The sequence below is a fragment of the Mycobacterium sp. EPa45 genome, from assembly GCF_001021385.1.
GTDB lineage: Bacteria > Actinomycetota > Actinomycetes > Mycobacteriales > Mycobacteriaceae > Mycobacterium.
This window is the reverse complement of the sequence record NZ_CP011773.1, coordinates 1,091,025-1,117,638: the sequence shown is the minus strand read 5'-3', so window position 1 is coordinate 1,117,638 and position 26,614 is coordinate 1,091,025. Positions and strand designations below refer to the sequence as shown.

The 26,614-nt window shown below is 64.9% G+C and carries 31 protein-coding genes and 3 tRNA genes; 15 read left to right on the top strand and 19 right to left on the bottom strand.

Annotated elements, in window-relative coordinates; genetic code table 11:
* Positions 1 to 591: 591 nt before the first annotated feature.
* Positions 592 to 1,419, bottom strand: a complete 828-nt coding sequence (locus AB431_RS05185; protein ID WP_200902698.1) for an FkbM family methyltransferase — start codon at positions 1,417 to 1,419, stop codon at positions 592 to 594.
* A gap of 489 nt (positions 1,420 to 1,908) precedes the next feature.
* Between AB431_RS05185 and AB431_RS05180 the strand changes: the two genes are divergently transcribed.
* Together AB431_RS05180 and AB431_RS05175 are read left to right on the top strand one after the other, a co-directional pair.
* Positions 1,909 to 2,667: a bifunctional 2-polyprenyl-6-hydroxyphenol methylase/3-demethylubiquinol 3-O-methyltransferase UbiG gene (locus tag AB431_RS05180; protein ID WP_047329033.1), complete on the top strand. Its 759-nt coding sequence runs from the start codon at positions 1,909 to 1,911 to the stop codon at positions 2,665 to 2,667.
* A 416-nt stretch (positions 2,668 to 3,083) separates the two neighbouring features.
* A complete protein-coding gene (locus tag AB431_RS05175; protein ID WP_082135551.1) occupies positions 3,084 to 4,598 on the top strand; it encodes a sugar transferase in 1,515 nt (504 codons plus the stop codon).
* Positions 4,599 to 4,601: 3 nt separating this feature from the next.
* On the opposite strand, the gene AB431_RS05170 is transcribed toward AB431_RS05175, so the two are convergent.
* From AB431_RS05170 to AB431_RS05115, 12 genes are all read right to left on the bottom strand, one after another.
* Entirely contained in the window at positions 4,602 to 5,108 is a 507-nt protein-coding gene (locus AB431_RS05170; RefSeq protein ID WP_369803051.1) for a low molecular weight phosphatase family protein, read from the bottom strand.
* Positions 5,109 to 5,195: 87 nt separating this feature from the next.
* A complete protein-coding gene (rplA, locus tag AB431_RS05165) occupies positions 5,196 to 5,906 on the bottom strand; it encodes a 50S ribosomal protein L1 (protein ID WP_047329031.1) in 711 nt (236 codons plus the stop codon).
* A gap of 70 nt (positions 5,907 to 5,976) precedes the next feature.
* Positions 5,977 to 6,405, bottom strand: coding sequence for a 50S ribosomal protein L11 (rplK, locus tag AB431_RS05160; RefSeq protein WP_047329030.1), 429 nt, complete (start codon positions 6,403 to 6,405; stop codon positions 5,977 to 5,979).
* 70 nt (positions 6,406 to 6,475) lie between these two features.
* Positions 6,476 to 7,189, bottom strand: coding sequence for a transcription termination/antitermination protein NusG (gene nusG / locus AB431_RS05155; RefSeq protein WP_369803050.1), 714 nt, complete (start codon positions 7,187 to 7,189; stop codon positions 6,476 to 6,478).
* Positions 7,190 to 7,271: 82 nt separating this feature from the next.
* Positions 7,272 to 7,703, bottom strand: coding sequence for a preprotein translocase subunit SecE (gene secE / locus AB431_RS05150; RefSeq protein ID WP_047329028.1), 432 nt, complete (start codon positions 7,701 to 7,703; stop codon positions 7,272 to 7,274).
* A gap of 100 nt (positions 7,704 to 7,803) precedes the next feature.
* A tRNA-Trp gene (locus AB431_RS05145) sits at positions 7,804 to 7,876 on the bottom strand.
* Positions 7,877 to 8,064: 188 nt separating this feature from the next.
* The gene (gene hadC / locus AB431_RS05140) at positions 8,065 to 8,577 is read right to left on the bottom strand and encodes a (3R)-hydroxyacyl-ACP dehydratase subunit HadC (protein WP_047329027.1); all 513 of its coding nucleotides are present in this window, start codon (positions 8,575 to 8,577) and stop codon (positions 8,065 to 8,067) included.
* Positions 8,578 to 8,579: 2 nt separating this feature from the next.
* On the bottom strand, positions 8,580 to 9,008 hold the full coding sequence (gene hadB, locus AB431_RS05135) for a (3R)-hydroxyacyl-ACP dehydratase subunit HadB (RefSeq protein WP_047329026.1): 429 nt from the start codon (positions 9,006 to 9,008) through the stop codon (positions 8,580 to 8,582).
* Positions 8,995 to 9,474, bottom strand: coding sequence for a (3R)-hydroxyacyl-ACP dehydratase subunit HadA (gene hadA / locus AB431_RS05130; RefSeq protein ID WP_047329025.1), 480 nt, complete (start codon positions 9,472 to 9,474; stop codon positions 8,995 to 8,997). The genes hadB and hadA overlap by 14 nt, the downstream gene beginning before the upstream one ends.
* 66 nt (positions 9,475 to 9,540) lie before the next feature.
* Complete coding sequence (gene rpmG / locus AB431_RS05125; protein WP_003887980.1) at positions 9,541 to 9,708, bottom strand: 50S ribosomal protein L33; 168 nt, start codon at positions 9,706 to 9,708, stop codon at positions 9,541 to 9,543.
* Positions 9,709 to 9,748: 40 nt separating this feature from the next.
* A tRNA-Met gene (locus AB431_RS05120) sits at positions 9,749 to 9,822 on the bottom strand.
* A gap of 64 nt (positions 9,823 to 9,886) precedes the next feature.
* Positions 9,887 to 9,959 (bottom strand) — tRNA-Thr (locus tag AB431_RS05115).
* A 93-nt stretch (positions 9,960 to 10,052) separates the two neighbouring features.
* Here AB431_RS05115 and AB431_RS05110 point away from each other — a divergent pair.
* The 5 genes from AB431_RS05110 to AB431_RS05090 all read left to right on the top strand — a co-directional run bounded on the left by AB431_RS05110 (position 10,053) and on the right by AB431_RS05090 (position 13,754).
* The gene (locus tag AB431_RS05110; protein WP_047329024.1) at positions 10,053 to 10,769 is read left to right on the top strand and encodes an MBL fold metallo-hydrolase; all 717 of its coding nucleotides are present in this window, start codon (positions 10,053 to 10,055) and stop codon (positions 10,767 to 10,769) included.
* A 37-nt stretch (positions 10,770 to 10,806) separates the two neighbouring features.
* The gene (locus tag AB431_RS05105) at positions 10,807 to 11,541 is read left to right on the top strand and encodes a hypothetical protein (RefSeq protein ID WP_047329023.1); all 735 of its coding nucleotides are present in this window, start codon (positions 10,807 to 10,809) and stop codon (positions 11,539 to 11,541) included.
* 31 nt (positions 11,542 to 11,572) lie between these two features.
* Complete coding sequence (locus tag AB431_RS05100) at positions 11,573 to 12,382, top strand: hypothetical protein (protein WP_047329022.1); 810 nt, start codon at positions 11,573 to 11,575, stop codon at positions 12,380 to 12,382.
* Positions 12,383 to 12,461: 79 nt separating this feature from the next.
* A complete protein-coding gene (locus tag AB431_RS05095; RefSeq protein WP_047329021.1) occupies positions 12,462 to 13,160 on the top strand; it encodes a crotonase/enoyl-CoA hydratase family protein in 699 nt (232 codons plus the stop codon).
* 3 nt (positions 13,161 to 13,163) lie between these two features.
* Positions 13,164 to 13,754 carry a TetR/AcrR family transcriptional regulator gene (locus AB431_RS05090; RefSeq protein ID WP_047329020.1) on the top strand — a complete coding sequence of 197 codons (591 nt, stop codon included), beginning with the start codon at positions 13,164 to 13,166 and terminating at the stop codon, positions 13,752 to 13,754.
* Between the two features lie 5 nt (positions 13,755 to 13,759).
* Here AB431_RS05090 and AB431_RS05085 read toward each other — a convergent pair whose 3' ends face one another.
* A complete protein-coding gene (locus AB431_RS05085; protein WP_047329019.1) occupies positions 13,760 to 13,990 on the bottom strand; it encodes a hypothetical protein in 231 nt (76 codons plus the stop codon).
* A gap of 60 nt (positions 13,991 to 14,050) precedes the next feature.
* Positions 14,051 to 14,839 (bottom strand): alpha/beta hydrolase, encoded by a 789-nt coding sequence (locus tag AB431_RS05080; RefSeq protein WP_047329018.1) that lies wholly within the window; start codon positions 14,837 to 14,839, stop codon positions 14,051 to 14,053.
* A gap of 64 nt (positions 14,840 to 14,903) precedes the next feature.
* On the opposite strand from AB431_RS05080, the gene AB431_RS05075 reads away from it, so the two are divergent.
* The 8 genes from AB431_RS05075 to AB431_RS05040 all read left to right on the top strand — a co-directional run bounded on the left by AB431_RS05075 (position 14,904) and on the right by AB431_RS05040 (position 23,408).
* Positions 14,904 to 15,692, top strand: a complete 789-nt coding sequence (locus AB431_RS05075; RefSeq protein WP_047329017.1) for a DUF4239 domain-containing protein — start codon at positions 14,904 to 14,906, stop codon at positions 15,690 to 15,692.
* Positions 15,693 to 15,728: 36 nt separating this feature from the next.
* On the top strand, positions 15,729 to 16,469 hold the full coding sequence (locus tag AB431_RS05070; RefSeq protein WP_047329016.1) for a glucose 1-dehydrogenase: 741 nt from the start codon (positions 15,729 to 15,731) through the stop codon (positions 16,467 to 16,469).
* A 204-nt stretch (positions 16,470 to 16,673) separates the two neighbouring features.
* Positions 16,674 to 17,414, top strand: a complete 741-nt coding sequence (locus tag AB431_RS05065) for a GntR family transcriptional regulator (RefSeq protein WP_047333101.1) — start codon at positions 16,674 to 16,676, stop codon at positions 17,412 to 17,414.
* Positions 17,414 to 17,641, top strand: coding sequence for a ferredoxin family protein (locus AB431_RS05060; protein ID WP_047329015.1), 228 nt, complete (start codon positions 17,414 to 17,416; stop codon positions 17,639 to 17,641). Before AB431_RS05065 ends, AB431_RS05060 begins: the two co-directional genes overlap by 1 nt.
* A gap of 25 nt (positions 17,642 to 17,666) precedes the next feature.
* The gene (locus AB431_RS05055) at positions 17,667 to 19,091 is read left to right on the top strand and encodes an ABC transporter substrate-binding protein (protein ID WP_047329014.1); all 1,425 of its coding nucleotides are present in this window, start codon (positions 17,667 to 17,669) and stop codon (positions 19,089 to 19,091) included.
* Positions 19,088 to 19,954, top strand: a complete 867-nt coding sequence (locus AB431_RS05050; protein WP_047329013.1) for an ABC transporter permease — start codon at positions 19,088 to 19,090, stop codon at positions 19,952 to 19,954. The genes AB431_RS05055 and AB431_RS05050 overlap by 4 nt, the downstream gene beginning before the upstream one ends.
* Positions 19,955 to 19,977: 23 nt before the next feature.
* On the top strand, positions 19,978 to 20,709 hold the full coding sequence (locus AB431_RS05045; protein ID WP_047333100.1) for an ABC transporter ATP-binding protein: 732 nt from the start codon (positions 19,978 to 19,980) through the stop codon (positions 20,707 to 20,709).
* Entirely contained in the window at positions 20,709 to 23,408 is a 2,700-nt protein-coding gene (locus AB431_RS05040; protein ID WP_047329012.1) for a fumarate reductase/succinate dehydrogenase flavoprotein subunit, read from the top strand. Before AB431_RS05045 ends, AB431_RS05040 begins: the two co-directional genes overlap by 1 nt.
* Before the next feature lie 67 nt (positions 23,409 to 23,475).
* Here AB431_RS05040 and AB431_RS29430 read toward each other — a convergent pair whose 3' ends face one another.
* The 4 genes from AB431_RS29430 to AB431_RS05030 are packed head-to-tail and all read right to left on the bottom strand — an operon-like array spanning position 23,476 to position 26,493.
* A complete protein-coding gene (locus tag AB431_RS29430; RefSeq protein WP_052960197.1) occupies positions 23,476 to 25,098 on the bottom strand; it encodes a hypothetical protein in 1,623 nt (540 codons plus the stop codon).
* Complete coding sequence (locus AB431_RS31415; protein ID WP_255353533.1) at positions 25,095 to 25,220, bottom strand: hypothetical protein; 126 nt, start codon at positions 25,218 to 25,220, stop codon at positions 25,095 to 25,097. Before AB431_RS31415 ends, AB431_RS29430 begins: the two co-directional genes overlap by 4 nt.
* Positions 25,217 to 25,342, bottom strand: a complete 126-nt coding sequence (locus AB431_RS31410) for a hypothetical protein (RefSeq protein WP_255353532.1) — start codon at positions 25,340 to 25,342, stop codon at positions 25,217 to 25,219. Before AB431_RS31410 ends, AB431_RS31415 begins: the two co-directional genes overlap by 4 nt.
* Positions 25,339 to 26,493 (bottom strand): IniB N-terminal domain-containing protein, encoded by a 1,155-nt coding sequence (locus AB431_RS05030; protein WP_047329011.1) that lies wholly within the window; start codon positions 26,491 to 26,493, stop codon positions 25,339 to 25,341. The genes AB431_RS31410 and AB431_RS05030 overlap by 4 nt, the downstream gene beginning before the upstream one ends.
* Between the last annotated feature and the right edge of the window lie 121 nt (positions 26,494 to 26,614).

The following is a 26,614-nucleotide window of genomic DNA, read 5'->3' as shown; positions in this document are numbered from 1 at the left end:
CATCGTTGCTACAGGTGGGAGCGTAGCGGGCACGTGTTGGTAGCCGCGCGATGACTTCCGCCGGTCGTGTGCTGTCGTCGCGATTCCTCGCTGACGACGACGCGGGCACGCGCCGGTGAGTGGAAGCTGTTGCTGCTCAGGGATTCGTCGTGGATGCGGGAGCTGAAAGGGTCGATATCGTTGCACCACGGCTGATCGGGCGGAACGAGATGTCCACCGACCTGGACTGTGCGGGTCGAATCGCTGGGTCATGCCCCTGAGTCGAGGATGAGTGCCCCAACCCCCTATCCTCGGTTCGCCGAGGGGTTCTTGTTGGGCTTTCTGCGTGACTACCCCATCCGGCGATCCGGGCAACGCCGGAAGATTTCGAGACTGACCCGCCGACATAACTCTTTAACTGCGCAACAACTATGGGTAGCCGTGAGTAGGCTAAATCCCTTATGCGCCCGTTTACCCGTGCTCGAAATTTAATGTTCTTACCTTCGCGTTCGCACTCGCCGTGCAACCCGCCGGGGCTCCATTGTGCATTTCCGATAATCTTTCGACATCCAAGGCCTGCCGACCGCTACTGCGTAGGCCCTCTGCGTCTGGTTACATGTCGTTTAATATGTACCAATCATCGAAGTACGTGATCTCTTGAAACACTCTCGAGTAGCCCTTCGCCGAGAGCAGTTCAAGAATTTTCTCTCGCATTGGCGTATAGTTATGTTCGCAAGTTATAACCCTGAACTTGTATTTTGAGAAATCAAAGGCTTCCAGGATCTCGAATTCACTCCCTTCAGTGTCAATTGACAGGTAATCGATAACCTCAGGCGCGTTGTGCTTCTCAAGTAGGTCCATCAAAGAAATTGTTTCGACCTGATATTCTCGGCCAATTCTTCGTATCTCCACATGCGAGTCGGTACCGCTATAAGTGCTCACGGTCGAGTACTCAGCAGAGCGGACTTCATTGAACAGTAGCGAAGAGGTGGAGTCCCTCCACACGCAGTTGGTTTCGATACTGGCACTTCTATTTTCCCTTAGGGGCCCGTGCCAGCATCTTGCGGGCTCGGCCAAAATCCCGGTCCAATTGAATTCTTTCTCTAGCAGATAGGTATTGGATAAATCGAGCCCGTTCGTCGCCCCGAATTCGACGAAAAAGCCACCGGTTTTGAACCCCAAACAGGACAGCACAAATAAGTCTTGACGTAACTGCGCTTTCGAACTGGGAAGATATTGCAGTGTCTTGAGGAGTGTCTCCGGCTGGTGAATCGTGCTAAGGAAGGCGATATCGCGTGACGCGGCCGCCCCTAGGCGCGCCTCCGATCGGAGTTTCTCCAATGCCGCGTACCGCGCGATGCCGATATCGAATGATCTGAGTGCTCTGTTGACCATGTCCTTCAAGAATCCAGATTCACGAAAATTGCGGAGCTTCTTCATTGCCTCGAAACCCTCACTTGAATTTGGATCACGGATGTACAGCTGACGGACCGTGTTTCTAGCGCCCGTCTATAGGTTGCAGCGGGCGGACAATGCACGTCGCGAAGTTCGGCGCGGCGGACCCACCCAGCCTCGTCGCTAAATCGCATCGACAGCGGAATGACGATTTCGGCTGTATGTCGCTTCTGTGGCGAAGCACAGAGGGCGGGCCGGGTAACGTCTAGGTAATCGACGACAGACCCCTCGGTCGGGTTGCCAACTGATCGTCCCATGCGCTGGGTTCCGACGCTTTCGGCAACCTCCCCTATCGTTCCGCGCAAGGCCAAACCCCCTGTAGCGACTTGTCGGGCCAGGCCCTCTGAAAGGTCAATCATGCCTCACGCGCATCAGGTATTCCGTCCCAACGCGGCCTTGAAGGCAACGCTTCGTCAATGGCTGGCTTTCACCCCAAGAATTTGGAGCGCGAGCGGCCGCGTCTATCCTCCTCTGATGCGATTCAATCAAACGCTCCGCCCAGCAGCTCGAAAAATCGTTGAGCGGATCCGCCCGGCTGCCATCGGGGTTTTCCACGACTGGGCTTACCTTCGCCACAATGCCCGTCGACAGGAGCACCTCGCCACACTGGGCCTCGACCTCAGCGACAAGAGCGTCCTCGAAGTAGCGGCCGGAATCGGCGACCATACAACCTTCTTTCTTGACCGCGGGTGTCAGGTAACGAGCACGGAACCAAGAGCGCAGAATCTGGACGTGTTGCGCCGTCGTTTCCTTTCGGAGTCGGCCGTCACCGTCGAGAGCCTGGACCTCGATGGAGAACTCCCCACAGATGCACCGCGCTACGACGTGGTGTACTGCTATGGCGCGCTCTACCACCTATCTCGACCTGCAGAGGCGATCGCCTGGATGTGCGACCGCACCGAGGGCCTTCTTCTGCTCGAGACATGCGTCAGCATGTCCACCGAGGACAGCCCGTTTCCAGTCAACGAAATTGCCTCCTCGCCGAGTCAGGCGATAACTGGCATTGGGTGCCGGCCTTCGCGTGTGTGGGTGATGAATCGGCTGAAAGAGAAGTTGCCGTACGTGTACGTAACGGTCACCCAGCCGTGGCATGAAGAATTCCCGCTCGACTGGACTGCCGCGCGACCGCCAAGTTCGAACGGCTTGACTCGTGCGGTGTTTGTCGCCTCGCGCAACCGGCTGGACTTGCCGAGCCTGTCCGAGGAGCTGCCGATCACGCAGCGTCGGTGTTGACAGGCAGGCTACTTTTCCCGCTATCCGAGCGCATATGGGTTCGGGACGTGGGCGCCTGACGGTACCGGTGCAGCCGGGCCGCTAACGGGCGCAGCTATCCGTTGGCGAATGTGGAATTGGGTAGCAATCCGGGAAACGCAGCCGACCCCCTGTGTAGCGGCACACGGTTTTCGTACGCGTCGTCGGATGAGATGGGAACGGCGCGGCCGTCCATCAGCCTCGATTTGGCTCGGTGCTGTAGCGGTTGACACGCCGAATCGAACGGCACACTTCATCCTTGAGAACTCCGTATCGGCAAAACGCCCTGACCTCCGCAGTTCCTGTCAACATTAATATTTGTTATGAAACCTGGCGCCGCAGCGATTAAGATCAAGACAGCTCCCTTGGGGGGACAGAGAGCGGGTCTTGGGGGAAGTATGACGGCGATAGGTGAGCCCTTCAGGCAGCCAATAATTGACTCTGGCGCAAAAGCTCGGCCATCTGGCTGGCAGGAGACTTACGCCCGGCGCCTGGTCGCCGTCGACTTCGTCGCCGTCGTCTCCGCGGTGGCCCTTGCGCAGTTCGTGCGCTTCGGCGGACCGCTGGCCATCGCCCGTCCCCGCGGGAGGACCAACTACTGGGCGGTCTACTTCTCCAACTATCTCGTGGTGTCCGCCCTGATCGTCGTCGGCTGGATGCTGGTCCTGTCGATCAACCGTTCTCGGTCTCCGCGGGTCATCGGCGCAGGCGTCGAGGAGTACCGGCGTGTGTGGGTCGGCACGGCCGCAACGTTCGGCAGCATCGCGATCATCTCGATGGCCTTCAAACTCGAGCTCGCCCGCGGCTATCTGCTGATCGCTCTACCCAGCGGCATCGCGCTGCTGGTTTTCTTCCGATGGCTTGCCCGCCGCGTCGTCCTCGAAGCCCGGAAGAGATACGGCAACTGCATCACACGCATTCTGGTGGTCGGAAGCCCTTCGGCCGTCCGGGATCTGACCCGATCCCTTAGCACCGACTCCGCATGCGAGTACGAGGTCGTCGGAGCGTGCATTCCCGGCCGAGCCATGCGGACCAACCTCGACATCCCGGGAGTCGGGAACATCCCCACCTACGGTGACGAGTCGAACATCGTCGCGGCCGCGACTGCAACCAACAGCTTTGCCGTCGCCGTCACTGCATCGGACCACCTCGACGGCCGTGCACTGCGCGAACTTTCCTGGGAGCTCGAAGCCCTCAACATCGACATGTTCGTCGCCCCCGGCGTGATCGACGTCGCCGGCCCACGACTGCAGATGCGTCCCGTCTCCGGCCTCTCCCTCATCCACATCGAAAAGCCCACCTACCACGGCGCCAAACAGTTCGAAAAGCGGCTCTTCGACGTGGTGTTCTCCAGCATGGTCCTGCTCTGCGGGCTGCCCGTCCTCACCCTCATCGCCCTGGCGATCAAGCTGACCAGCCGCGGCCCCGTGTTCTACCGGCAGGAACGCATCGGAGCCGATGGCCAGCCCTTCAAGATGATCAAGTTCCGCACCATGGTCGACGGCGCAGACACGATGCTCGGCGGGCTCGTTTCGCTCAATGACAGCCCCGGCGGGGTCTTGTTCAAGATGCACGACGATCCGCGGGTCACGCCGATCGGTCGCCTACTGCGCAAATACAGCCTCGACGAGCTGCCGCAGTTCATCAATGTCCTCAAACGGGATATGAGCGTCGTCGGGCCGCGCCCGCCGTTGGCCCGCGAAGTGGCGACCTATGACGATTGCACACGGCGGCGCCTCCTGGTCCGCCCCGGCATCACCGGTCTGTGGCAGGTCAGCGGACGCTCCGACCTCACGTGGGAAGACTCCGTCCGGCTCGACCTGTTCTACGTCGAAAACTGGTCGATGATCTCCGACCTGCTGATCGCGGTGAAGACTGTGAAGGCCATCCTGAGCCACGCCGGCGCTTACTGAGGATTACTCAGAGCGCCGACACAGCTCCACAATCGGCGGCAGTAGATCGGCAATCCGTGCGCCCACTTCGGTGAAGACCTCGGAGCTCTGGCCGATGGGATCCGCGATGTCCCACCGTTCGTCGGCCGCCACATGCGGGCGCAGCGAGGCCAGATCGGCCACACTGGCAGGCGCGAACTCGGTGACAAGCGCCGCCGCCTGGGCCAGGGTGAAGGTCCTGCGCAATTGCCTCGGCGCGGTCTCCAGCACGATGTCGCTGTGCGCACGTGTCATCGTCAGGATCAGGTCGGCCCCCGACGCGATTTTCGGAGACAAGCGTCGCGCACTGAAATTCGATGCGTCCCCGCCCAGACTCTCGATCACCCGCACCGAGTCCGGATGAATCGGGTGGCCGACGAGCGCCCGCGTTCCCGCGCTTGACGCCGTGAAGGTCGGCGCCTGCGACTGCCGGGCGAACAACACCGCGAGCCGCTCTGCGATCGGCGACCGGCAGATGTTCCCCGTACACACAAACAAGACGTGCAGAGCAAGTCCTCCTCGACTCCGGAAACGCCAGAGGCCGCCTACCGAAGTAGACGGCCCGCTGGACGAAAAGGCTTACGCCTCTTCGGTGAAGTTCCGGGTGACGGCCGGGTCGACCGGGATGCCCGGGCCCGTGGTCGTCGACACGGTGATCTTCTTCAGGTAGCGGCCCTTCGACGACGACGGCTTGGCGCGCAGCACCTCGTCGAGCGCGGCACCGTAGTTCTCGGCGAGCTTCTTCTCGTCGAAGGACGCCTTGCCAATCACGAAGTGCAGGTTGGCCTGCTTGTCGACGCGGAAGTTGATCTTGCCGCCCTTGATGTCGGTGACAGCCTTGGCCACATCCGGGGTGACGGTGCCGGTCTTCGGGTTCGGCATCAGACCGCGCGGGCCCAGCACGCGGGCGATGCGACCGACCTTGGCCATCTGGTCGGGAGTGGCGATCGCGGCGTCGAAGTCGAGCATGCCGCCCTGGATCTGCTCGATCAGGTCGTCGCTGCCGACGATGTCCGCACCGGCTTCCTTGGCCTGTTCGGCCTTCTCCCCCACTGCGAATACTGCGACGCGCGCGGTCTTACCCGTGCCGTTCGGCAGGTTGACCGTGCCGCGGACCATCTGGTCGGCCTTGCGCGGGTCAACGCCGAGCCGGATCGCCACCTCGACGGTCGCGTCCTGCTTCTTCGACGAGGTCTCCTTGGCGAGCTTGGCCGCCTCGAGCGGGGTGTAGAGCTTGGTGCGGTCCACCTTCTCGGCGGCTTCGCGATATGCCTTGCTGGTCTTGCTCATTGGTTATTCCAATCTGTTTCGTTGGACTCGTGGTTCGCGGGCCGATGCCAGCCCTCCCACGCGTTCGTTCTTATTCGACAGTGATGCCCATCGACCGGGCGGTGCCGGCGATGATCTTGGCGGCCTGGTCGATGTCGTTGGCGTTGAGATCTTCCTTCTTGGTCTCGGCGATCTCGCGCACCTGATCCCACGTCACCTTGGCGACCTTGGTCTTGTGCGGCTCCGCCGAACCCTTCTGCACACCGGCAGCCTTGAGCAGCAGCTTGGCGGCGGGCGGGGTCTTCAGCGCGAAGGTGAAGCTGCGGTCCTCGTAGACGCTGATCTCCACGGGGATGACGTTGCCGCGCTGGTTTTCCGTCGCGGCGTTGTACGCCTTGCAGAACTCCATGATGTTGACGCCGTGCTGGCCGAGCGCAGGGCCGACCGGCGGGGCGGGGTTGGCCTGCCCGGCCTGGATCTGCAGCTTGATCAGCCCGACGACCTTTTTCTTGGGGGCCATTGGGTTTCTTTCCTTTCTGAGTTGGCGCGCTCGTGTGCGCTGTGCGCACGTTTGCGCGCCCAAATCCGATTTAGATCTTGGCGACCTGGTTGAAGGTCAGTTCGACGGGCGTCTCGCGGCCGAAGATGGACACCAGCACCTTGAGCTTCTGCTGCTCGGCGTTGACCTCGCTGATCGAGGCCGGCAGCGTCGCGAACGGACCGTCCATGACGGTGACCGACTCGCCGACCTCGAAGTCCACCAGGATCTCCGGGCGTTCCAGCGTGGCCTCGGACGAGGCCGCTGCAGCCGTTGATGCCGCCTTGCCGGGCTTCTTGGCCGCGCCCTGCGGCAGCAGGAACTTCACCACGTCGTTCAGCGACAGTGCGGTCGGCCGGGACGTCGCGCCGACGAAGCCCGTGACACCCGGGGTGTTGCGCACCGCGGCCCACGAGTCGTCGGTCAGGTCCATGCGCACCAGGATGTAGCCCGGCAGCACCTTGCGGTTGACCTGCTTGCGCTGGCCGTTCTTGATCTCGGTGACCTCTTCGGTGGGTACTTCGACCTGGAAGATGTAGTCACCGACGTCGAGGTTCTGCACGCGGGTCTCGAGGTTGGCCTTCACCTTGTTCTCGTAACCGGCATACGAGTGGATGACGTACCAGTCGCCCGGCTTGCTGCGCAGCTCGGCCTTGAGCGCGGCGGCCGGATCGAGCTCCTCCTCGGCAACCTCGCCGGCGGCTTCCGTCGCCTCAGCTTCAGGCGCCGCCTCGGGCTCAGGTGCGGCAGTGTCCTCGTCGATCACATCGACGAGCGCCTCACCCGTGGGCGTATCGCCTTCGGGGGTAGTCACGGTAGTCAGTCCTCTCTAAAAACGTCAGCGTTCGTTAGCCGAACACCCACAGCACAAGCTTGGCCAGGCCGAGGTCGACCCCACCGATCAGGGCGACCATGAAGGCCAGGAACAGCAGAACCACAGTGGTGTAGCTGACCATCTGCTTGCGGTTGGGCCAGATCACCTTGCGCAGCTCGGCGACGACCTGCTTGAGGTAGTTCCAGACGAACAGGATGGGGTTGCGCGACGGCCCGGACTTGGCGTTCTTCTTCTTGGCCTTGGCCTTCTTGCCGGGCTTGTCCTCGACGCCGAGTTCTTCGGCGGTCGATTCGGCTTCCTCCGGCTCGGCCAGCGCAGTGGCCCCGGCGCGCCGGGACCGCTTGCCGGTGGGACGCGCGGGTCGGGTCACGACGACGGTCTGACCGCCGGTGGTGTCCTCGGTGCCGTCGCCTGCGGCGTCAGCACTTTCGCGCTCGTCGCTCACCGCATGCTCCTTCGTGTCGAGTACGTGTGGGCTGGAGTACCCAGCCCGGTGTGCACCCTCCAGTGTCCACCATGTTCATTCCAGCTTTATTCAGTTGGAGCAGGGGCGACAGGACTTGAACCTGCAACCTGCGGTTTTGGAGACCGCTGCTCTGCCAGTTGAGCTACGCCCCTCTGTCTGATTGCGACACTCCTCACCTTCGCAAGCTCAGGTTCGTCGTTGTCGCGGTACCTCGGGAAGTCCCCACACAATTCGCGCGCTCCCCGTTCGGTCAAACCCGAACCGACGGACAGCGCGCTTATCTGGGAAAACCCCGAGGTCCGAGTGTACAACGGCACACCAAGCAGGTGTTAATCCGTCGTTAGTCGTGACTGACCGGCTTGCGCAGCACCTGCCCGGTCTCCGGGTCCCAGCCCGCGTTGATCGAGTTGTCGCCTTCGTGGCCCATCAACGTCGTGAACGACTCCATGACGACCTCGCCGTGCTGGTCGACCAGGACGTTGCGGGTGGTGACGATGTCGGCCCCGAACCGTTCATCGACGGACTCGATGTACATGGTGCCGCGCAGGGCATCACCCTCGACGATCGGCCGATTGAACTTGAACTTCTGGTCCACCTGGACGATCTGCAGCGTCTCCAAACCGACGTCGACGTGCTGGAAGAAGTGGTTCTGGATCATCACCGCCAGGATCGACATGAACGTCGGCGGCGCCACCAGCCCGGAGTGGCCCAGCTCGGCCGCGGCCTTGTCGTCCATTGAGCCCGGATCGGTCGATTTCACCGACTTCGCGTATTGGCGGATCTGCTCGCGGCCCACCACGAAGGTGTCGGGGTACTCCCAGACCATTCCCCGGATATCGGTCTTGAGTGCCATCGTTACGCCAACTTCGCAATAGCGACGGCGCGACCGAAGATCTTCTTCCCACCCGTGGTGGCGATCAGCGCGATCGTTACCGTCTTGGTTTCGGGGTCGGCCGACTTCACCTTCCCGGTGAACACGATCTCGGCGCCGACGCCGTCGTTGGGCACCGGCACGATCGCGGTGAAGCGGACGTTGAACTCGGTGACCGCGCCCGGGTCACCCACCCAATTCGTCACGTACCCGCCGCCGAGGCCCATCGTGAGCATGCCGTGGGCGATCGCGGTGTCCAGACCGACCTGCTTGGCGATTTCGTCGTCCCAGTGGATCGGGTTCAGGTCGCCGGACACGCCGGCGTAGTTGACCAGATCGGCGCGGGTCAGGGTGATGACCTTTTCGGGCAGCTCCTCACCCACCTTGACCGAGCTGAACTCACGCAGTGCCATCGTTGAAGCCACTCTCTCCGTCTCCCTCACTCCGCCCGGCGAGCGTCGTGTAGGTCTCCTGTACTACCTCGTCGTCCTGATTGCTGACGACATTCTTCGTCACAATGATGTCTGTTCCGTGCGCCCGCCGGATGTCGTGCACGTAGACGTCGCAAAAGAGCTTGTCGCCGGCCTTGATCGGCTTGAGGAACTTCAGAACCTGGTCGACCTGCACGATCTGCTTGTCGGAAACCCCGATGTTGGCATGGTCGAAGAAGGCCGTCTGAGCGGCGTAGCCCAGCATCGACGTGAAGGTCAGCGGTGCCAGCAGACCGTCGTAGCCCAGCTCGGCGGCGGCCTCGTCGGAGAAGTACGACGGATCCTCGTTCTTCACCGCTCTGGCGTGCTCGCGGACTTTTTCACGCTCGACCAAGTAGTAGTCGGGGTAGCGGAAGTGCCGCCCGACGAGATCTTGGGACAAAGCCACGGAGCAGGACCTATCTAGTCAACCTCGACACGGTTCACCGGCCGTCGTGCCGACGGCCGGACGAGATCAGCGCGACTCTTTGTGCGGCTGGTGCTTGCCGCAGTTCGGGCAGAACTTCTTCAGCTCGAGACGGTCGGGGTCGTTACGACGGTTCTTCTTGGTGATGTAGTTGCGGTGCTTGCACACCTCGCAGGCCAAAGTGATCTTCGGCCGTACGTCGGTACTGGAGGCCACGTCCGTTGCCTTCTTTCACGTTCTCGTTTGCGTCTACCTGTAGCGGTGGGGAGGCTCGATCTCCCGACCTCACGATTATGAGTCGTGCGCTCTAACCAGCTGAGCTACACCGCCCCGATGGGCACTTGCGGAGCTCCGCGGCGCCCAGAGGTCAGCCACGAGATCCGAGTGTCCACCGAGCCCCCTAACGGAATCGAACCGTTGACCTTTTCCTTACCATGGAAACGCTCTACCGACTGAGCTAAGGGGGCCTGACCCGCGAAACCGTCGTGGGCCTTAAAGAGGGTACAGCCTGCGGCTCGGCTCAGCCAAACCGCTCGTCGGGCACCTATTACTGTTGAGCCATGGCTTCGACGGACCGTCTGTATTTTCGCCAACTGCTCTCCGGCCGGGATTTTGCCGTGGGCGACATGATGGCGCAGCAGATGCGCAACTTCGCCTACCTCATCGGGGACCGGGAGACCGGCGACGCCGTCGTCGTCGACCCGGCCTACGCCGCGGGTGACCTGGTCGACGCGCTCGAGGCCGACGGCATGCACCTGTCCGGCGTGCTGGTCACCCACCACCACCCCGACCATGTCGGCGGCTCGATGATGGGCTTCACGCTGGCGGGCCTGGCCGAGCTGCTCGAGCGGGTCGAGGTCCCGGTCCACGTCAACACCCACGAAGCCCTCTGGGTGTCGCGGGTCACCGGCATCCCGATGAGCGGCCTGATCGCTCACGAACACGGCGACACCGTGTCGGTCGGAGCCATCGACATCGAGCTGCTGCACACTCCGGGCCACACGCCGGGCAGCCAGTGCTTCCTGCTCGACGGGCGTCTGGTCGCCGGGGACACGCTGTTCTTGGACGGCTGCGGGCGCACCGACTTCCCCGGCGGCGACGTCGACGAGATGTTCCGCAGCCTTCAGCAACTGGCCTCACTCTCCGGCGACCCGACGGTGTTTCCCGGGCACTGGTACTCCATCGAGCCCAGCGCCAACCTCTCGGAGGTCAAGCGGTCCAACTACGTCTACAAGGCCTCGAACCTGGACCAGTGGCGCACACTCATGGGTGCCTGAGGTTCGCCAGTCTTCTTGGCGGGTAACACTTTCTCCCGTGGCCGACACTCTCTATGCCGACGTCTCGGAGTGGCAGGTCGGTGTCAACGACACCTATCCCTACCCGGTGTTGTGCATCCGCTCCAATGACGGCACCTACCGCGATCGCCGGTGGGTGAACAACTACACCTGGTGTCGGGCCAATGCAGACAGCGGACGCCTGACCTTCTTCATCGTCTACTTCGTGTGGCGGCCGAATTGGAGCGAGACCGTCGAGACGTTCAAATCCCAAGTGCGAGCACCACATCCGCAGATGGCGGTGATGATCGACGTCGAATCGTGGGGCGGACAGATTTCCGGCGACCAGTCCGCCGGCATCAACGCCGCATATGAAGAGGTGGGCGCCTACGTGGGCTCGATGGCGAGGGTGATCGGCTACGGCAACGTCGGTGACCTGAACCGCCTGTGGCCCATCAAACCCGAGGGTATCCGGCTGGTCGTCGCGTCCTACGGCTCCAATCCCCCGTACCCCGGCAAGGTCGCCCACCAGTACACCGACGGCCAGGGCTACGGCGGCGGACTGCCGGAGGGCGCGCCGCCGTTCGGCCGCTGCGACATGAATTCCGCGGACGGGCTGACCGCACAGCAGTTCGCGCAGGCCTGCGGGATTTCGCCGGTGTTGCCGGTGACATTGGCGGCGCGTCGGAGACGGGCATTCGCCGCCGCCACGCCAATGGCCGCACTGCGCCGACAAGGCCAGCGCGACAAGAACTTTCGACCTCGTCAATACTGAGTACGCAACTTTGCTGTGATATAAGCATGGGGTGGAAAACGCGAGAGATCTCGCGGATCTGTGGGGAGATGTCACCGGAGTCGGGGCCGGCACGTGGTTGGCGGTAGCCGCCTGGGCAGCAGTGCTGCTGGGGCTGGCGGCGCTCATCTACGCGCATCGGCAGATTCGTCGACAACAGAGAGTTAACGCCAAGCAGGCGCGGCCGCACGTCGCGATGTTCATGGAGCCGCATTCCGCGGACTGGCATGTCATCGAACTGGTCGTCCGCAACTACGGCAGCACGGCCGCCTACGACGTGGGCTTCGCCTTCCCGAAACCGCCTACGGTCGCCCGGTACGAGCACACCGAGGACGGGTTCACCGACATCGTGGAATTGATTCTGCCCCAAAGTCTTCCGGAGCTGGCACCCGCCCAGGAATGGCGCACGGTGTGGGATTCGGCGCTGGACCGCAGTCAGTTCGGCGAGTCCATCGACTCACGCTTCGACGGGGTGGTCACCTACTACGACCAGCCCGAGCCGCAGGGCTGGTGGGCGAAGACCTTCGGACGCAAGCGCACGGTGTATCGCACCAAGGTGGCCCTGGACTGGGACACCCTGCAGCCCGTTCACCGCGTCGAGATGATGACCGGTCATGACCTGGCCCGGCGCGAGCGCGAGAAGCTCGAACTGTTGCGCAACGTGCTCGACTACTTCCATTTCGCCACCAAGGAGACGCGCGTCGACGTCCTGCGCGAGGAGATCGCCCGGATGAAGCGTGCTGCCGAGGAGACCCAGAGCCGGTGGCGGCGGGAGCGGTTCGAGCATCCCACCGAGGTCGTCCGGCTCCCCCGGCACGGGTAGGCCGCGATTGCCTCTTGGCAATCGGAACTTCGTTACGTAACGTCGGTACGAAAGTAGACGCTGCGACGAAGGAGCCTCCATGAGCGGGTCGGTCAGTTATCGCAAGGACGACGCTGTCGCCGTGATCTCGATGGACGACGGCAAGGTCAACGTGCTGAGTCCGGCCATGCTGACGGAGATCAACGACGCGCTGGATCGCGCCCAGGGCGAGAACGCCGGCGCGGTGGTCATCGCCGGCAACGACCGCGTGTTCAGCGGTGGCTTCGACCTGAAGGTGTTCCGCTCGGGTGACATCGACGCATCCGTTGAGATGCTGCAGGGCGGGTTCAACCTGGCGCACCGGCTGCTGTCGTTCCCCAAGCCCGTCGTCGCGGCGATCACCGGTCACGCCATCGCGATGGGATCGTTCCTCGCGTGCAGTGTCGACCACCGAATTGCCGGTCCCACGTACAACTTTCAGGCCAACGAGGTCGCGATCGGGATGGTGCTGCCCTACCCCGCCCTGGAGATCATGCGGCTGCGGCTCACCCCGTCGGCCTATCAGCAGGCGGTTGGTCTGGCCAAGAACTTCCTCGGCGAGACCGCGCTGGCCGGCGGCTGGGTGGACGAGATCGCGATGAACGACCAGGTGCTCGCGCGCGCCGAAGAAGCCGCCCACGAGTTCACCACGTTGAATGCTGGTGCGCACCTGGCGAGCAAGCTGCGCGCCCGCCAGGCCACCCTCGACGCCATGCGCGAAGGTATCGACAACATCCGTTCCGAATTCGGCCTCTCCTAGTCCGTGCCCAGGGTCAAGCAGCGCACGCCCGAGCTGCGCGACCGCGTGGTCGACGTGGCGGTGAGCACGCTGTGCGAAGACGGGATGTCGGGCTTCACCACGCGCCGGGTCGCCGAACGCGCGGGTACCTCGGTGCCCGCGGTCTACGAGCTGTTCTCCGACAAGGACGGACTGCTGCGGGCAGTGTTCTTCGAGGGCTTCCGCCGACTGGGCGGTGAGCTCGTCGCCATCCCGGAGACCACCGACGAGCTGAGCGACCTCCGCGCGGTCATCCCGGTGTTTCGCCGATTCTGCCTGGACTACCCACCGTTGGCGCGGGTGATGTTCAGCAGGCCGTTCCAGGATCTCGACCCCGACCCCGAACAACTGGCGGCTGCGCCGACGGTGCGGGAGATCCTCGTCGGCAAGGTGCAGCGGTGCATCGACGCCGGGCTACTGGCGGGCGACCCGGTTGACATCTCCCACGTATTGCTCGCGCTGGCACAGGGTTTGGCCGTTCAGGAGGCCGGGCGCTGGCTGGGCACGTCAGCGGACTCGGTCAACCGCCGCTGGGATGTCGGTGTGCAGGCGGTACTTGTGGGCTTTCAAGCCTGACCGCGCTACGACTTCTTGCTCGGGATCACGATGATCACGATCAGCGTCAGGATGGAAAAGAACAGCCCGAGGATGCCCCATCCGAACGGATTTCGTCCTTTCATCCCGGCGATCACCGCGCAGATGACCGCGGCGATGATGCTGCCGATCGCGACGAAGATGCCTTTGATGCCGCGCAGGATGAACCCCGCGGCTTCGATGTTGTCGCTGGCCGCCAACACGACGCTGTGCAACATTCGGGCCTCCTTGGTAGGTCGGGTCTGGGTTCCCCATCCGAGGCCGAACTAACCTGCGCGTCAGCTGAGAGTGATCGCCAGCCACTGGTCGATGTGGTCGGCCACTGATTCCCAGCCGGGCTCGAGCATCATGTTGTGGCCCATTCCGGCGAACATCACCGGCTCGGTCCGGTAGGCCCGCGCGGTCGCCGCCACTTCCTTCGGCGTGAAGAAGCCGTCCAGCTCGGCGCCGAGCACCAGCATCGGTGCGGTGACCCGCTTGGGCCGGGCGAGGTGGCGGTAGAGCAGGTCCCGGTACAGCACGCGGGCGCTTTCCGCGCTCAGCCGCGACGTGCAGGCGGTGACGATCTCCTCGGGGGTTGCCGAATTGTAGAACGTCGCTCGCGAAACACCCGGCGCTGCAAAGAAATCCAGCGGTCTACTAAATGAGCGCGTGCGCAGCGAGTCGCGCCAGTGCCGGCAGGCCACCCGGACCGTCGCCGGCGCAATACCGGTCGGCGGGGCCGAGGCGACCAGAACCGCGGCGGGTGCCTCATGCACCGCCAGATACTTCTGCACCACGAACCCGCCCATCGAATGACCGATGACCACCGGCGGCACCGGCAGCCGATCGGCGACGGTGCCGACGTCCTGGACGTAGTCGAGGACACTGCACGCGTTGATCGGCACCGAGCACGGGCTGCCACCGTGGCCGCGCAGATTCAGCGCGAGCGCGTGATAGCCGCGGTCGGCGAAGTAGTTGAGGAAGTGGTCGTCCCAGCACCACGCCCCGTGGAAGGCGCCGTGCACGAACAACAGCGGTGTGGCGTGGGCGGCAGTGGCCCTACCCTTGTCGATCACCTCCAGCACAGCCGATGACCCTATCGGCGGCGCCGCAGTTTGGCGGCCGAACGCTGCGGTAACACGTAGGTTCGTGCTCTGGCTACTGCAGCTTCCCGCGCCGCTCGTCGGGCTGATGGTCGTGATCATCACCGTCGGGCTGGCCGTTTTGGGCCTGGTGCTGGCACGACGGATCCTTCCGCAGCGGCGATTGGCACGGTCCGGAGACCTGGCCGGCCATGTCTTCAATCTCGCCGGTGTGCTGTACGCGGTGCTGGTGGCCTTCGTGGTCGTGGTGGTGTGGGAACAGCTCAATCAGGCCGAAAAGGGCACCGAGGCAGAGGCCGCCGCCATCTCCGATCTCCTGCGTGACTCCGCCGGCCTGCCGGTCGCCGATCGGGCGGAGATCCAGCACAGCCTGATCGCGTACACCAACGACATTGTCGACGACGAGTTTCCGAGGATGCGTCACGGCGAGACGGTCGAACAGCAGTCGGAGCACCTGACGGCGGTATGGCAGAGCTTCCTGCACATCGAACCGGTGAGCCAGAGCGAGATCTCGTTCTTCCGGCAGTCGATCTCCCGGCTGGACGAGCTGGGCAGTGCCCGCAAGACCCGCATCTCAGGAAGCCAGGCCGAGATCCCCGGCGAGTTGTGGGTGCTGCTCCTCGGCGGCGGGATGGTGATGCTGTTGTTCACCTACCTGTTTCCGTCCACCGACGTCGTCGTCCACGGCGGACTGATCGCGCTGGCCGGCTCGCTACTGGCGTTCGTTCTGTACTTGATCTTCGCGATGGAGCATCCGTTCGTGGGCTCCATCGCCGTGTCGCCTGCGGCGTACGAGAACGTGCTGGACACCTGGTCTCAGTTAGCGGGGAAGTAACCCGTCGGGACGTTGGCGGCCGGGTACCGTGCGCCCATGGGACGCGTCGACGGCAAGGTCGCCCTGATCACCGGGGCCGCGCGCGGGATGGGCGCGGCCCACGCCCGGCTCCTGGCCAGCGAAGGCGCCAAGGTCGTCCTCGGTGACGTGCTCGACGAGGAGGGCGCCGCGGTGGCCGCCGAACTCGGCGCCGTTGCCCGCTACGTTCATCTCGACGTCTCCGATCCCGACGACTGGTCGGCGGCGGTGGCGCTGACAGTGGCCGAGTTCGGGCTCCTCAACGTTCTGGTCAACAACGCCGGCATCGTCTACCGACGCACCCTGAAGAACCTCGAACGCGAACGCTGGCAGCGGGTTATCGACGTCAACCTCACCGGCACCATGCTCGGTATCAAGTCGGTGATCGAGCCGATGACCGACGCGGGCGGCGGCTCCATCATCAACATGTCGTCGATTCAGGCCATGCGCGGCACTCCGGGCAACCACGGCTACGTCGCGTCCAAGTGGGCGATCCGCGGGTTGACAAAATCGGCCGCACTCGAGTTGGCGGCCAACAACATTCGGGTCAACTCGTTGCACCCCGGGATGATCCGCACGCCCATGACCGCGCACATGCCCGACGACCTGGTGGCCGCCCCGATGGGCCGCCTCGGCGAGCCGAATGAGGTCTCGATGTTCGTGCTGTTTCTGGCCAGTGACGAGTCGTCGTATGCGACCGGCGCGGAATTCGTCATGGACGGCGGGCTGATCACCGACGTTCCGCACCGCATCCCGTAGCTTTCCGCTCAGCACGATCAGAACTGCGCCGACTGACGCAATGGTGGCGCAATACCCCCTGAAAGATGAGTATCGGCAGGTCTGAGTCGCTTTCGACCGGCGCAATGCAGCAGCACCTCACTGCCCCCGCAAGCACCCGGCTGGTGGGTGTGCGCAGCGGCTTTACCGTGTTCGACGGGAGTCATGGTCAGTCAGGAGGGCACGATGGGCGACGCCGAGCCGGTGCCGATCCGCCGCGCGCGGGCCGATCAGGCTCGCCTGGTGGCCGACGTGCTGCGTCATCACATCCATGACGGCGGCTACCCGCAGGGTCTGCCCACCGAAGCCGAATTGTCGGTGGAATTCGGGGTGTCACGCAACGCCGTTCGCGAGGCCTTGGCCACGCTGAAAGACGAGGGGCTGATCGACCGGGGCCCCAAGGTCGGCACGCAAGTGGCCATCCGCAAGTACGACCACGGCCTGGATACCCTTGTCGGACTGAAGGAGACGTTCAAAAGTTACGGTGAGGTCCGCAACGAGGTGCGCGCGGCGATGTCGGTGGCCGCTCCCCCGGCTGTGGCGCGTCGGTTGCAGCTGCAGCCCGGCGAGCCCGTGCTGTTCATCGAACGCCTGCGCTTCCTCGGCGATCTCCCGCTCAGCCTGGACAAGACCTACCTGGCACCCGATGTCGGAGCCGACGTACTTCAACATCCCTTGGAGACCAACGACATCTTCGCGCTGCTCGAAGACGTCACCGGACAACGACTGGGATCGGCCAGCCTGGCCGTGGAAGCGGTACCCGCCGACTCCCACTCTGCGGCGATCCTGCAGGTACCGGAGGGCGCCGCAGTGCTTCTGCTGGAACGACTGACCCACCTCGACGACGGCCGGCCCGTCGATCTCGAATACATCCGCATGCGGGGCGACCGAATCACCCTGCGCGGCAACCTCGTCAGGGAGTTGTGATGACACTGATCAATCAGCGGGCCGATGTCCCGGTCACCATCGACGAGTCGCTGTGCATCGACGGATGCACGCTCTGCGTGGACATCTGTCCCCTCGACTCGCTGGCCATCAACCCGGACAACGGGAAGGCCTACATGCATGTCGACGAGTGTTGGTACTGCGGCCCCTGCGCGGCCCGCTGTCCCACCGGCGCCGTCACCGTCAACATGCCCTATCTCCTTCGCTGAAAAGCCCAACTCCGAAAGTCATTCAATGAAGAACCGCTTTGCGGTCGCGCTGGCGGCTGCCCTCGTCCTGACCTCCGCCGGCTGCTCGTTGGACTCGAAGGCTCCGGTGGCCGGTGAGGTCAACGTGGTGGTCGGTTACCAGTCCAAGACCATCAACACCGCCACCGCCGGTGCCCTGTTGAAGGCCAAGGGTTTCCTCGAGCAGCGCCTCGCCGACATCACCAAGCGCACCAACGTGAAGTACACGGTGCAGTGGCAGGACTACGACACCGGCGCACCGATCACCGCCCAGATGCTGGCCGAGAAGATCGACATCGGCTCGATGGGTGATTACCCGATGCTGATCAACGGCTCCAAGACTCAGGCCAACGCGCGCGCCAAGACCGAGGTGGTGTCGATCACCGGCTACAACGCCAAGGGCGCACTGAATATGGTTGTGGTCAGCCCGAATTCAGCGGACCGCACGATCGACGATCTACGCGGCCAGAAGGTGTCGGCCTCGGTCGGTTCCGCCGGCCACGGCACCTTGGTGCGGGCGCTGACCAAGGCGGGCATCGACCCGAAGACCGGGGTCGAGGTGCTCAATCAGCAGCCGCAGATCGGTGCGTCAGCGCTGGAAGCCGGTCAGGTACAGGCGTTCGCGCAGTTCGTCGCGTGGCCGGGACTGCTCGCCTTCCAGAACAAAGGCCGGTTGCTGTTCGACGGCGCCGAACTGAACGTCCCCACTTTCCACGGTGTGGTCGTTCGCCGCGACTACGCGGCCCAGCATCCCGAGGTGCTCGACGCATTCCTACAGGCGCAGATCGACGCGACCGACTTCCTGCACGAGAAGCCGCTCGAGGCAGCCAAGTTGGTGGCCGAGGGTAGCGGCCTGCCGCAGGAAGTGGTCTACCTCTACAACGGTCCCGGCGGCGCCGTGTCCTTCGACCCGACGATCAAACCGTCACTGGTCGCGGCGTTCAAGAGCGATATCCCCTATCTGAAGTCCATCGGTGACTTCGCCGACCTGAACATCGATCAGTTCGTCAACGACGGCCCGCTGCGCAAGGCGTTCGCCGACCGGAACCTGAACTACGACAACGCGGTGGCCGCGACCACCAACCCGATCACGGTCAGCGGCCAGGATCCGGTGTGCAATGTTCCCGTGACCGATCCCGCGCTGGCCGGTGAACTGTGGATCGACGGTCACCCCACCACGCAGCCCGCCGCCAACCCCGGCTGCCTGTTGCGGGCGCTTCGCGAGGCGAACGCCAAGGGCGAAAAGGTGATCGCGGCCTACATCCCGGACACCGAATTGGGCACCCGGTGGCTGGCCGACCGCTCGGTGTGGGTGCAGTCCGATGCCGGGTACCTGCCGTTCGACACCGATGCCGGCGCTCAGCGCTACATCGCCGCGCACCCCGGGTCGACGGTGGTCGACTACCAGGCGGCGTTGGCGGGTGCGGTATGACGACTCCACCGGCCGTCCTTGCCGGTCCGGTGGGCGTCGGCGTCGACGCCGCCGCCGCACCGACAGCGGCCCGGTCACGGCGCCAGCCATGGCGCTCGTGGGTGGTGCGGGTGGCCTCGGTGGCTGCGGCGGTCGCACTCTGGCAGCTGCTGACCGCCAACCACGTTCGGCTGTGGGTACGGTTCGACACCCTGCCGACGGTGACCGAGATCGTCAGCTCATTCACCAAACGACTTGCTGCGCAGGACTACTGGCTGGACCTCGGACAGTCGCTGATCAGGATCCTGACCGGCTTCGCGCTCGCGGCGGTGGTCGGGGTGGTGACCGGCATACTCCTGGGCCGGTCGAATGCGTTCGCCAACGTCTTCGGCCCGCTGACCGAACTCGTCCGGCCGATCCCGGCCATCGCGATCGTTCCGGTGGCGATCCTCTTGTTCCCCAGTGACGAGGCCGGGATCGTCTTCATCACGTTCTTGGCCGCTGTCTTTCCGGTCCTGGTGAGCACCCGGCATGCGGTGCGCGCGCTGCCGACAATCTGGGAGGAATCGGTGCGCACCCTCGGCGGCAGCCGATGGGATGTGTTGGCTCGCGTGGTGCTGCCGGGCATTCTGCCCGGAGTTTTCGGCGGATTGTCGGTCGGTATCGGGGTGGCATGGATCTGCGTCATCTCCGCCGAAATGATCTCCGGCCGTCTCGGGGTGGGGTATCGAACGTGGCAGGCCTACACGATGCTGGCGTACCCCGAGGTCTTCGTCGGCATCATCACCATCGGGGTGCTCGGCTTCACCACCTCGGCTGCCGTCGAACTGCTCGGTCGGCGGGTCACCCGCTGGCTCCCGCGGGGCGAGGAGAAGGCGCGATGACGCTCACCGCCCCGAAGACGGGAATGACGTTGCAGCTGAGGGATCTTGTGCTCAGCTACGGCGGCCAGCCCATCATCAATCACCTAGACCTTCAGGTGCGACCCGGTGAGATCCTGGTCCTGACCGGCCCGTCCGGATGCGGCAAGTCCACCGTGCTGCGTGCACTGGCCGGCCTGCTTCGCCCGGACGCCGGCGAAGTACTCGCCGACGGTGAAGCTGTGCACACCACCTCCCGCGACCGTGCGCTGGTGTTCCAGGACAACGCGCTACTGCCCTGGCGCACAGTGCAATCGAATGTCGAACTGGCCTTGAAGCTGGCCGGCACACCCCGGGCGGGGCGGCGGGAGGAGGCTCTGCGCTGGATCGCCGACGTCGGGCTGACCGGCTTCGAGAAGTACCTGCCCAAGAGCCTGTCCGGCGGCATGCGCCAACGGGTGCAGCTGGCTCGCGGGCTGGCCGGAGCACCGCGGGCGGTCATGATGGACGAACCGTTCGGGGCGCTGGATGCGCAGACCCGGTCCAGCATGCAGAAGCTGCTGATCGACACCTGGCGGGCCCATCCGACCACGATCGTCTTCGTCACCCACGACGTCGACGAGGCGTTGCTCATCGGCGACCGCATCGCCGTGCTCGGTCGGGCGGGCCACCCGCTACGGGGGCTGCCTGACGTTCCGACGCCACGCGATCCTTCCGTCGACCGCAGCGCCCTACGCTCGGAACTCATTGCCGCCCTTGATACCCCGGAGCTGTCTTGATGCACATCCCTGACCTCGCCAATACCACGCGCCTGGAGTGTGACGTGCTCGTGATCGGCGGTGGTACCGCGGGCACGATGGCGGCGTTGACCGCCGCCGAGCACGGCGCCCGGGTGCTGTTGCTGGAAAAGGCGCACGTCCGGCATTCGGGTGCCCTGGCGATGGGCATGGACGGCGTCAACAACGCCGTGATCCCGGGCAAGGCGGTGCCCGAGGACTACGTCGCCGAAATCACCAGGGCCAACGACGGGATCGTCAATCAGCGCACCATCTACCAGACCGCGACCCGCGGCTTCGCGATGGTGCAGCGACTCGAACGCTACGGCGTCAAGTTCGAGAAGGACGAGCACGGCGAGTACGCGGTGCGCCGAGTACACCGCTCCGGGTCCTACGTCCTGCCGATGCCCGAAGGCAAGGACGTCAAGAAGGCGCTCTACCGGGTGCTGCGACAGAAATCGATGCGGGAGAAGATCCAGATCGAGAACCGGTTGATGCCGGTGCGCGTGCTGACGTCGGGTGGCCGCGCGGTGGGAGCCGCGGCCCTGAATTCCCGCACCGGCGAATTCGTCGCCGTCGCAGCCAAAGCCGTGATCCTGGCGACCGGCGCCTGCGGTCGCCTGGGCCTACCCGCATCGGGGTATCTGTATGGCACCTACGAGAATCCGACCAACGCCGGTGATGGCTACGCGATGGCGTACCACGCCGGGGCGGAACTCTCCGGCATCGAGTGCTTCCAGATCAACCCGCTGATCAAGGATTACAACGGGCCGGCCTGTGCGTACGTCGCCAACCCCTTCGGCGGCTATCAAGTCAACGCCAACGGTGACCGGTTCGTCGACTCCGACTACTGGTCGGGTCAGATGATGGCCGAGGTGAAGCGCGAGATCGAATCCGCGCGCGGACCGATCTACCTGAAGGTCAGCCACCTGCCGGATGAAACGCTGACCGCGCTGGAGAACATCCTGCACACCACCGAGCGGCCCACTCGCGGCACCTTCCACGCCAACCGCGGGCACGACTACCGTACGCACGACATCGAGATGCATATCTCCGAAATCGGTTTGTGCAGTGGCCATTCCGCATCGGGTGTATGGGTTGACGAGCACGCCCGCACGACGGTCCCCGGGCTGTACGCCGCCGGCGATCTGGCGTGTGTCCCGCACAACTACATGATCGGTGCGTTCGTCTACGGGGAGCTGGCCGGCGAGCACGCCGCCTCCACGCTTGCCGATCTGCAAGCGCCGCAGGCACTTCCCGACGAGCAGCTCCGCGAGGCACACGATCTGGTGTACCGGCCGCTGCACCATCCCGACGGACCGCCGCAACCCCAGGTCGAGTACAAACTGCGGCGCTTCGTCAACGATTACGTCGCCCCGCCGAAGACGGCGACGAAGCTGTCGATCGCGGTCGACACCTTCGAGCGGATGCACGACGAGATCGAACAGATCGGTGCCCGCACCCCGCACGAGTTGATGCGCGCCGTCGAGGTGTCCTTCATCAGGGACTGTGCCGAGATGGCTGCACGGTCGTCACTGACGCGCACCGAATCTCGCTGGGGCCTCTATCACGATCGTTCCGACGTTCCCGACCGCGACGACGTCAACTGGCGCTACCACCTGAACCTGCGCAAGACCGCGGACGGGACGATGGAGTTCCTCAAGCGGCCGGTCGCGCCGTACTTCGTCCCGGTCCCCGGCCTCGACGATCTGCCGAGCGGTGAGACCGACCCGATCCCGGTGGAACAACCGACGATCGCCCACGACCGGCACTGGGACGCGGCGCCGGTGGCCACCGTGATCCAGCCGCCGACGCATCCGCCGTCGCCGCGGATCGCCGCCGTACTCGCACTGGATTCGCCCTCACTGGAGGACCTCGCCGAGTTTCTGGCCGACGCCGACCCGTCGGTGCGTCGCACCGCTGTGGATGCGTTGAGCGAACATCTCTGCGACGGGTATGCGGGCGCGTTGATCGCTGCTCTGGCCGACGACGACGCCGGCGTCCGCAGTGCCGCCGCAGACGGTGTGCGGGAACTCGTCGAGGTCTTGCCCGATCCCGCTGCGGCGCAACCCCTTTTGTCCTCGCCGGATCCGGTGGTGCGCAGCTCCGCGCTCTACCTGCTGAGCTTCCGGCGAGTGGGCGACGTCGACAGCTTCCGGGCCGCGCTCGCAGATCCCGATCACCGGGTGCGGATCGAGGCGGTCCGTGCGCTGGTGTCGGTCGACGACGCCGAGGGTGTCGCTTCAGCCGCCCAGGACGAGAACCGCGAGGTTCGCATCGCGGCCGCCAACGGATTGGGCACCCTCGCCAGTGGACCCGCTGCGGTCCGGCAACTCGCCGGTGACCCGGACCCGTTGGTGCGCGCCGCCGCCCTGGCCGCCCTCGGCGAGGTCGGCTGCGAGGACTCCGATCTGATCGTCATCGAACGGGCGCTACGCGACACCGCGTGGCAGATCCGCGTCGGAGCGGTTCGCGCGTTGTCCGGAGCGGACGAGGCCGGCGTGGAGCTGTTGGTCCGCGCGCTGGTCGACCGGCACCTGGACGTACGCAAGGCGGCGGTGCTGGGCTTGACCCGGTGGGTCTTCCAGCCGGCCGCCCGCGACGCACTGCTGGGGGCCCTGGACGACACCGACGCCGACGTGCGCGCCTACGCGCGGCAGGCGTTGGCTCGATCCGCGGAGTTCGCCGAGATCTCGGACTAGGCGCTGGCACAAACACATCGGTGGGGACCATGCGGTCCCCACCGATTGTGTGTCAGGTCTTCTCCGATCAGAACCCGGGGTGCTGATCGAACTGGTTGTGCGCCGACAGGTCGGTGCTCGCCTGGCTGTGCGCCGCCGCGCTGTCGTGGCTCGTGTCGTACAGCGAGTGACTCGAGTAGTCGGTGCTCGCGTGCGACGACTGGTCGTACGTCGAGTGATCGGGCACCGGAGTCGCCGCGGCGTGGCTCGACGCGTCGAAAGCCGAATGCTGATCGACAGTCGCCGAGTTGTGGCTGCTGTCAACCGAGCTCGATCCGGCGGCGTGAGCACCGCCCTGCGACGTGGTGATCACCGAGCCACCGTTGGAGCCTGCCGCGACCTGTCCACCGCCGGTCGCAGAACCACCGGTATGGATGACGCTGCTGCCCTGCGACGGGGTCGTTGCCGAGCCCTGAGCCGTCGTCGACGCGGACCCGCTGGCACCGGTGTTGACAGAGCCGTGGCTGCCGAGCGCCGCGGTGTCGTGACCCAGGATGCTGCCCTGACCACCAAAGGTGTTCTGGAAGGCGGTATTTCCGCCCGCCGACACATGGTCGGCCGACGCTGAGCCGCTCGTCGAACCGGCGCCCTGAACCGAGTTGTGCAGGTTCAGGCTCGTCGCCTCGTGGTTGAGGAAGTTCGCGCTGCCACCGCCGGAGGCATTGGCACCGCCGGTGATGCTCGAGGCGCCGGTGATCCCGGTCTGGCCACCCACGTGAGCCGCCGAGGTCTCGGAGGCGGCGACGTGCGTCTGCCCGCCGAAGGCGCCACCGAAGCCGGTCTGCCCACCGACGACACCGCCGAGGTTGGTCTGTCCACCGAACCCGGCAGCGACGTTGGTCTGGCCACCGAGGGCCGCACCGTCGTTGTGCAGGAAGCTCGCTGCCGCAGTGTTGCTCGCAGCTGCCTGCGCACTGGCGGTCGCACCGCCGAGCGGACTGGTGAACGCGGCAGCGGTCGTGCTGCTCGCCGCGGCATTGCCAGCCGCGGTCACACCGGCGCCACCCAGGCCGATCGCTCCGCCACCGGCCGCGGCGGTCTGGTTACCGAGGCTCGCACCGCCGAGCGGGCTGCTGAAGCCGACATTGGAGGTGCTGCTGAAGTTCGCGTTCTCCTGTGCGCTCAGGCCTGTGCCGACATTCGCCGAACCGCTTGCGCTGCCACCAGCATTCGTGCTGCCACTGAGCGTCGCGCGACGTTCGGCGTCAACCTCGCTGTTGGTGTCGATGACGCGAGCGCGATCGTTGATCTGCGCGCCGCCAGCGAGCTGGCTGCTGCCACCGGCGGCGAAGTTGCTGCCTACGTTGGCGCCGCCACCGAACTGGCCTCCGGCCTGAGCGCCAAACCCGCTCTGCGCATTGATGTTAGCGCCGCCACCGACGGCCGCACCGGCACCGGCGGCTGCAGCGCCACCGAGCTCAGCACCGGACTGGAAGCCACCACCAAGTTCAGCACCACCGTTGAAACCGGTGTTCACACCAAACCCGCTCTGCCCACCAAGCTCAGCACCGGACTGGAAGCCACCACCGAGCTCAGCACCGGACTGGAAGCCGCCGCCCAACTGGGCGCCACTCTCCAGGCCGCCACCCAACTGGGCGCCGCTCTCGAAGCCGCCGCCGAGCTCAGCACCACCGTTGAAACCGGTGTTCACACCTCAGCACCGGACTGGAAGCCGCCGCCCAACTGGGCGCCACTCTCCAGGCCGCCACCCAACTGGGCGCCGCTCTCGAAGCCGCCGCCGAGCTCAGCACCACCGTTGAAACCGGTGTTCACACCTCAGCACCGGACTGGAAGCCACCACCGAGCTCAGCACCGCTCTGGAGGCCGCCACCCAACTGGGCGCCACTCTCGAAGCCGCCACCAAGCTCAGCACCACCGTTGAAACCGGTGTTCACACCTCAGCACCGGACTGGAAGCCACCACCGAGCTCAGCACCGCTCTGGAGGCCGCCACCCAACTGGGCGCCACTCTCGAAGCCGCCACCAAGCTCAGCACCACCGTTGAAACCGGTGTTCACACCAAGGCCGCTCTGCCCACCGAGGTGAGCACCACTCTCCAGGCCGCCGCCAAGTTCGACGCCGCTCTGGAAGCCGCCGCCAAGTTCTGCGCCACCGTTCAACCCAGTGTTCACACCAAGGCCGCTCTGCCCACCGAGGTGAGCACCACTCTCCAGGCCGCCGCCAAGTTCGACGCCGCTCTGGAAGCCGCCGCCAAGTTCAGCGCCACTTTCAAATCCACCGTTGACACCGAGGCCGGTGCCGAAGCCCGTGCCCAGACCAACCCCAGTCTGGCCACCGAGTCCCGCACCACCGCCAACTTCCAAACCGGAGTTGAAGCCGGCACCGATCTCAGTGCCGAAGCCGGTGTGGAAACCGCCACCGAGCTCGGCGCCGCCACCGGCACCAATACCCGTACCGAAGCCGCTGCCCAGACCAACCCCAGTCTGGCCACCAAACTCTGAGCCAGCGCCAAGCTCGGCGCCCAGCCCGGCGTTAAAGCCTGCTTCGAACTCGACGTTCATCCCGGCCTGGAAGCCGGCGCCGATTCCGGCACCCAGTCCCGTCTCGAAACCTCCGCCGGTGTTGAATCCGCCACCGAGACCGGTACCGAGGCCGATTCCGGTGCCCAGGCCGAGGCCGGTCTCGACGCCACCGCCGAGAGCCGCACCGAGGCCGGCACCGAGGCTCTCGCCCAGGCCGATGCCGATGCCATCGCCGACCGCCGCGGCCAGGTTCGAGCCACCGTCCACGCCAAGATTCAGCGCCTGGTCGGCGAGCACGCCGGCAGCCGCACCCGGTGCCGAAAGAAGCCCTTCCACCGGGGCGAAGCCGAACTGATTCGAAACAGCGTGCGCCAGGCCGGAAACCGGATCGGCACCGACGAGGTCGAGACCGGGAATTGCGGACGCAGCGACTGACTGAATTTGCTCAGGGCTGACGTTGGATAGACCCGCGTTCGCCAGAGCCGCATTCGGGTCGGCGACAAACGACTGCGCGGCAGACTCGTTGTTGAACAGGTCAAGGATGAATTGAAGCAGGGAGTCCATTGGACGTTCCTTCCTAGTCTTCGGAAAGCTCGATCGCCGGCCCCGCCCGGTGATTACTAGCAACGGTATGGACATGACGCACACCCCGAAATGGGGCGCGGTCCCCTACCCCATACGGGTA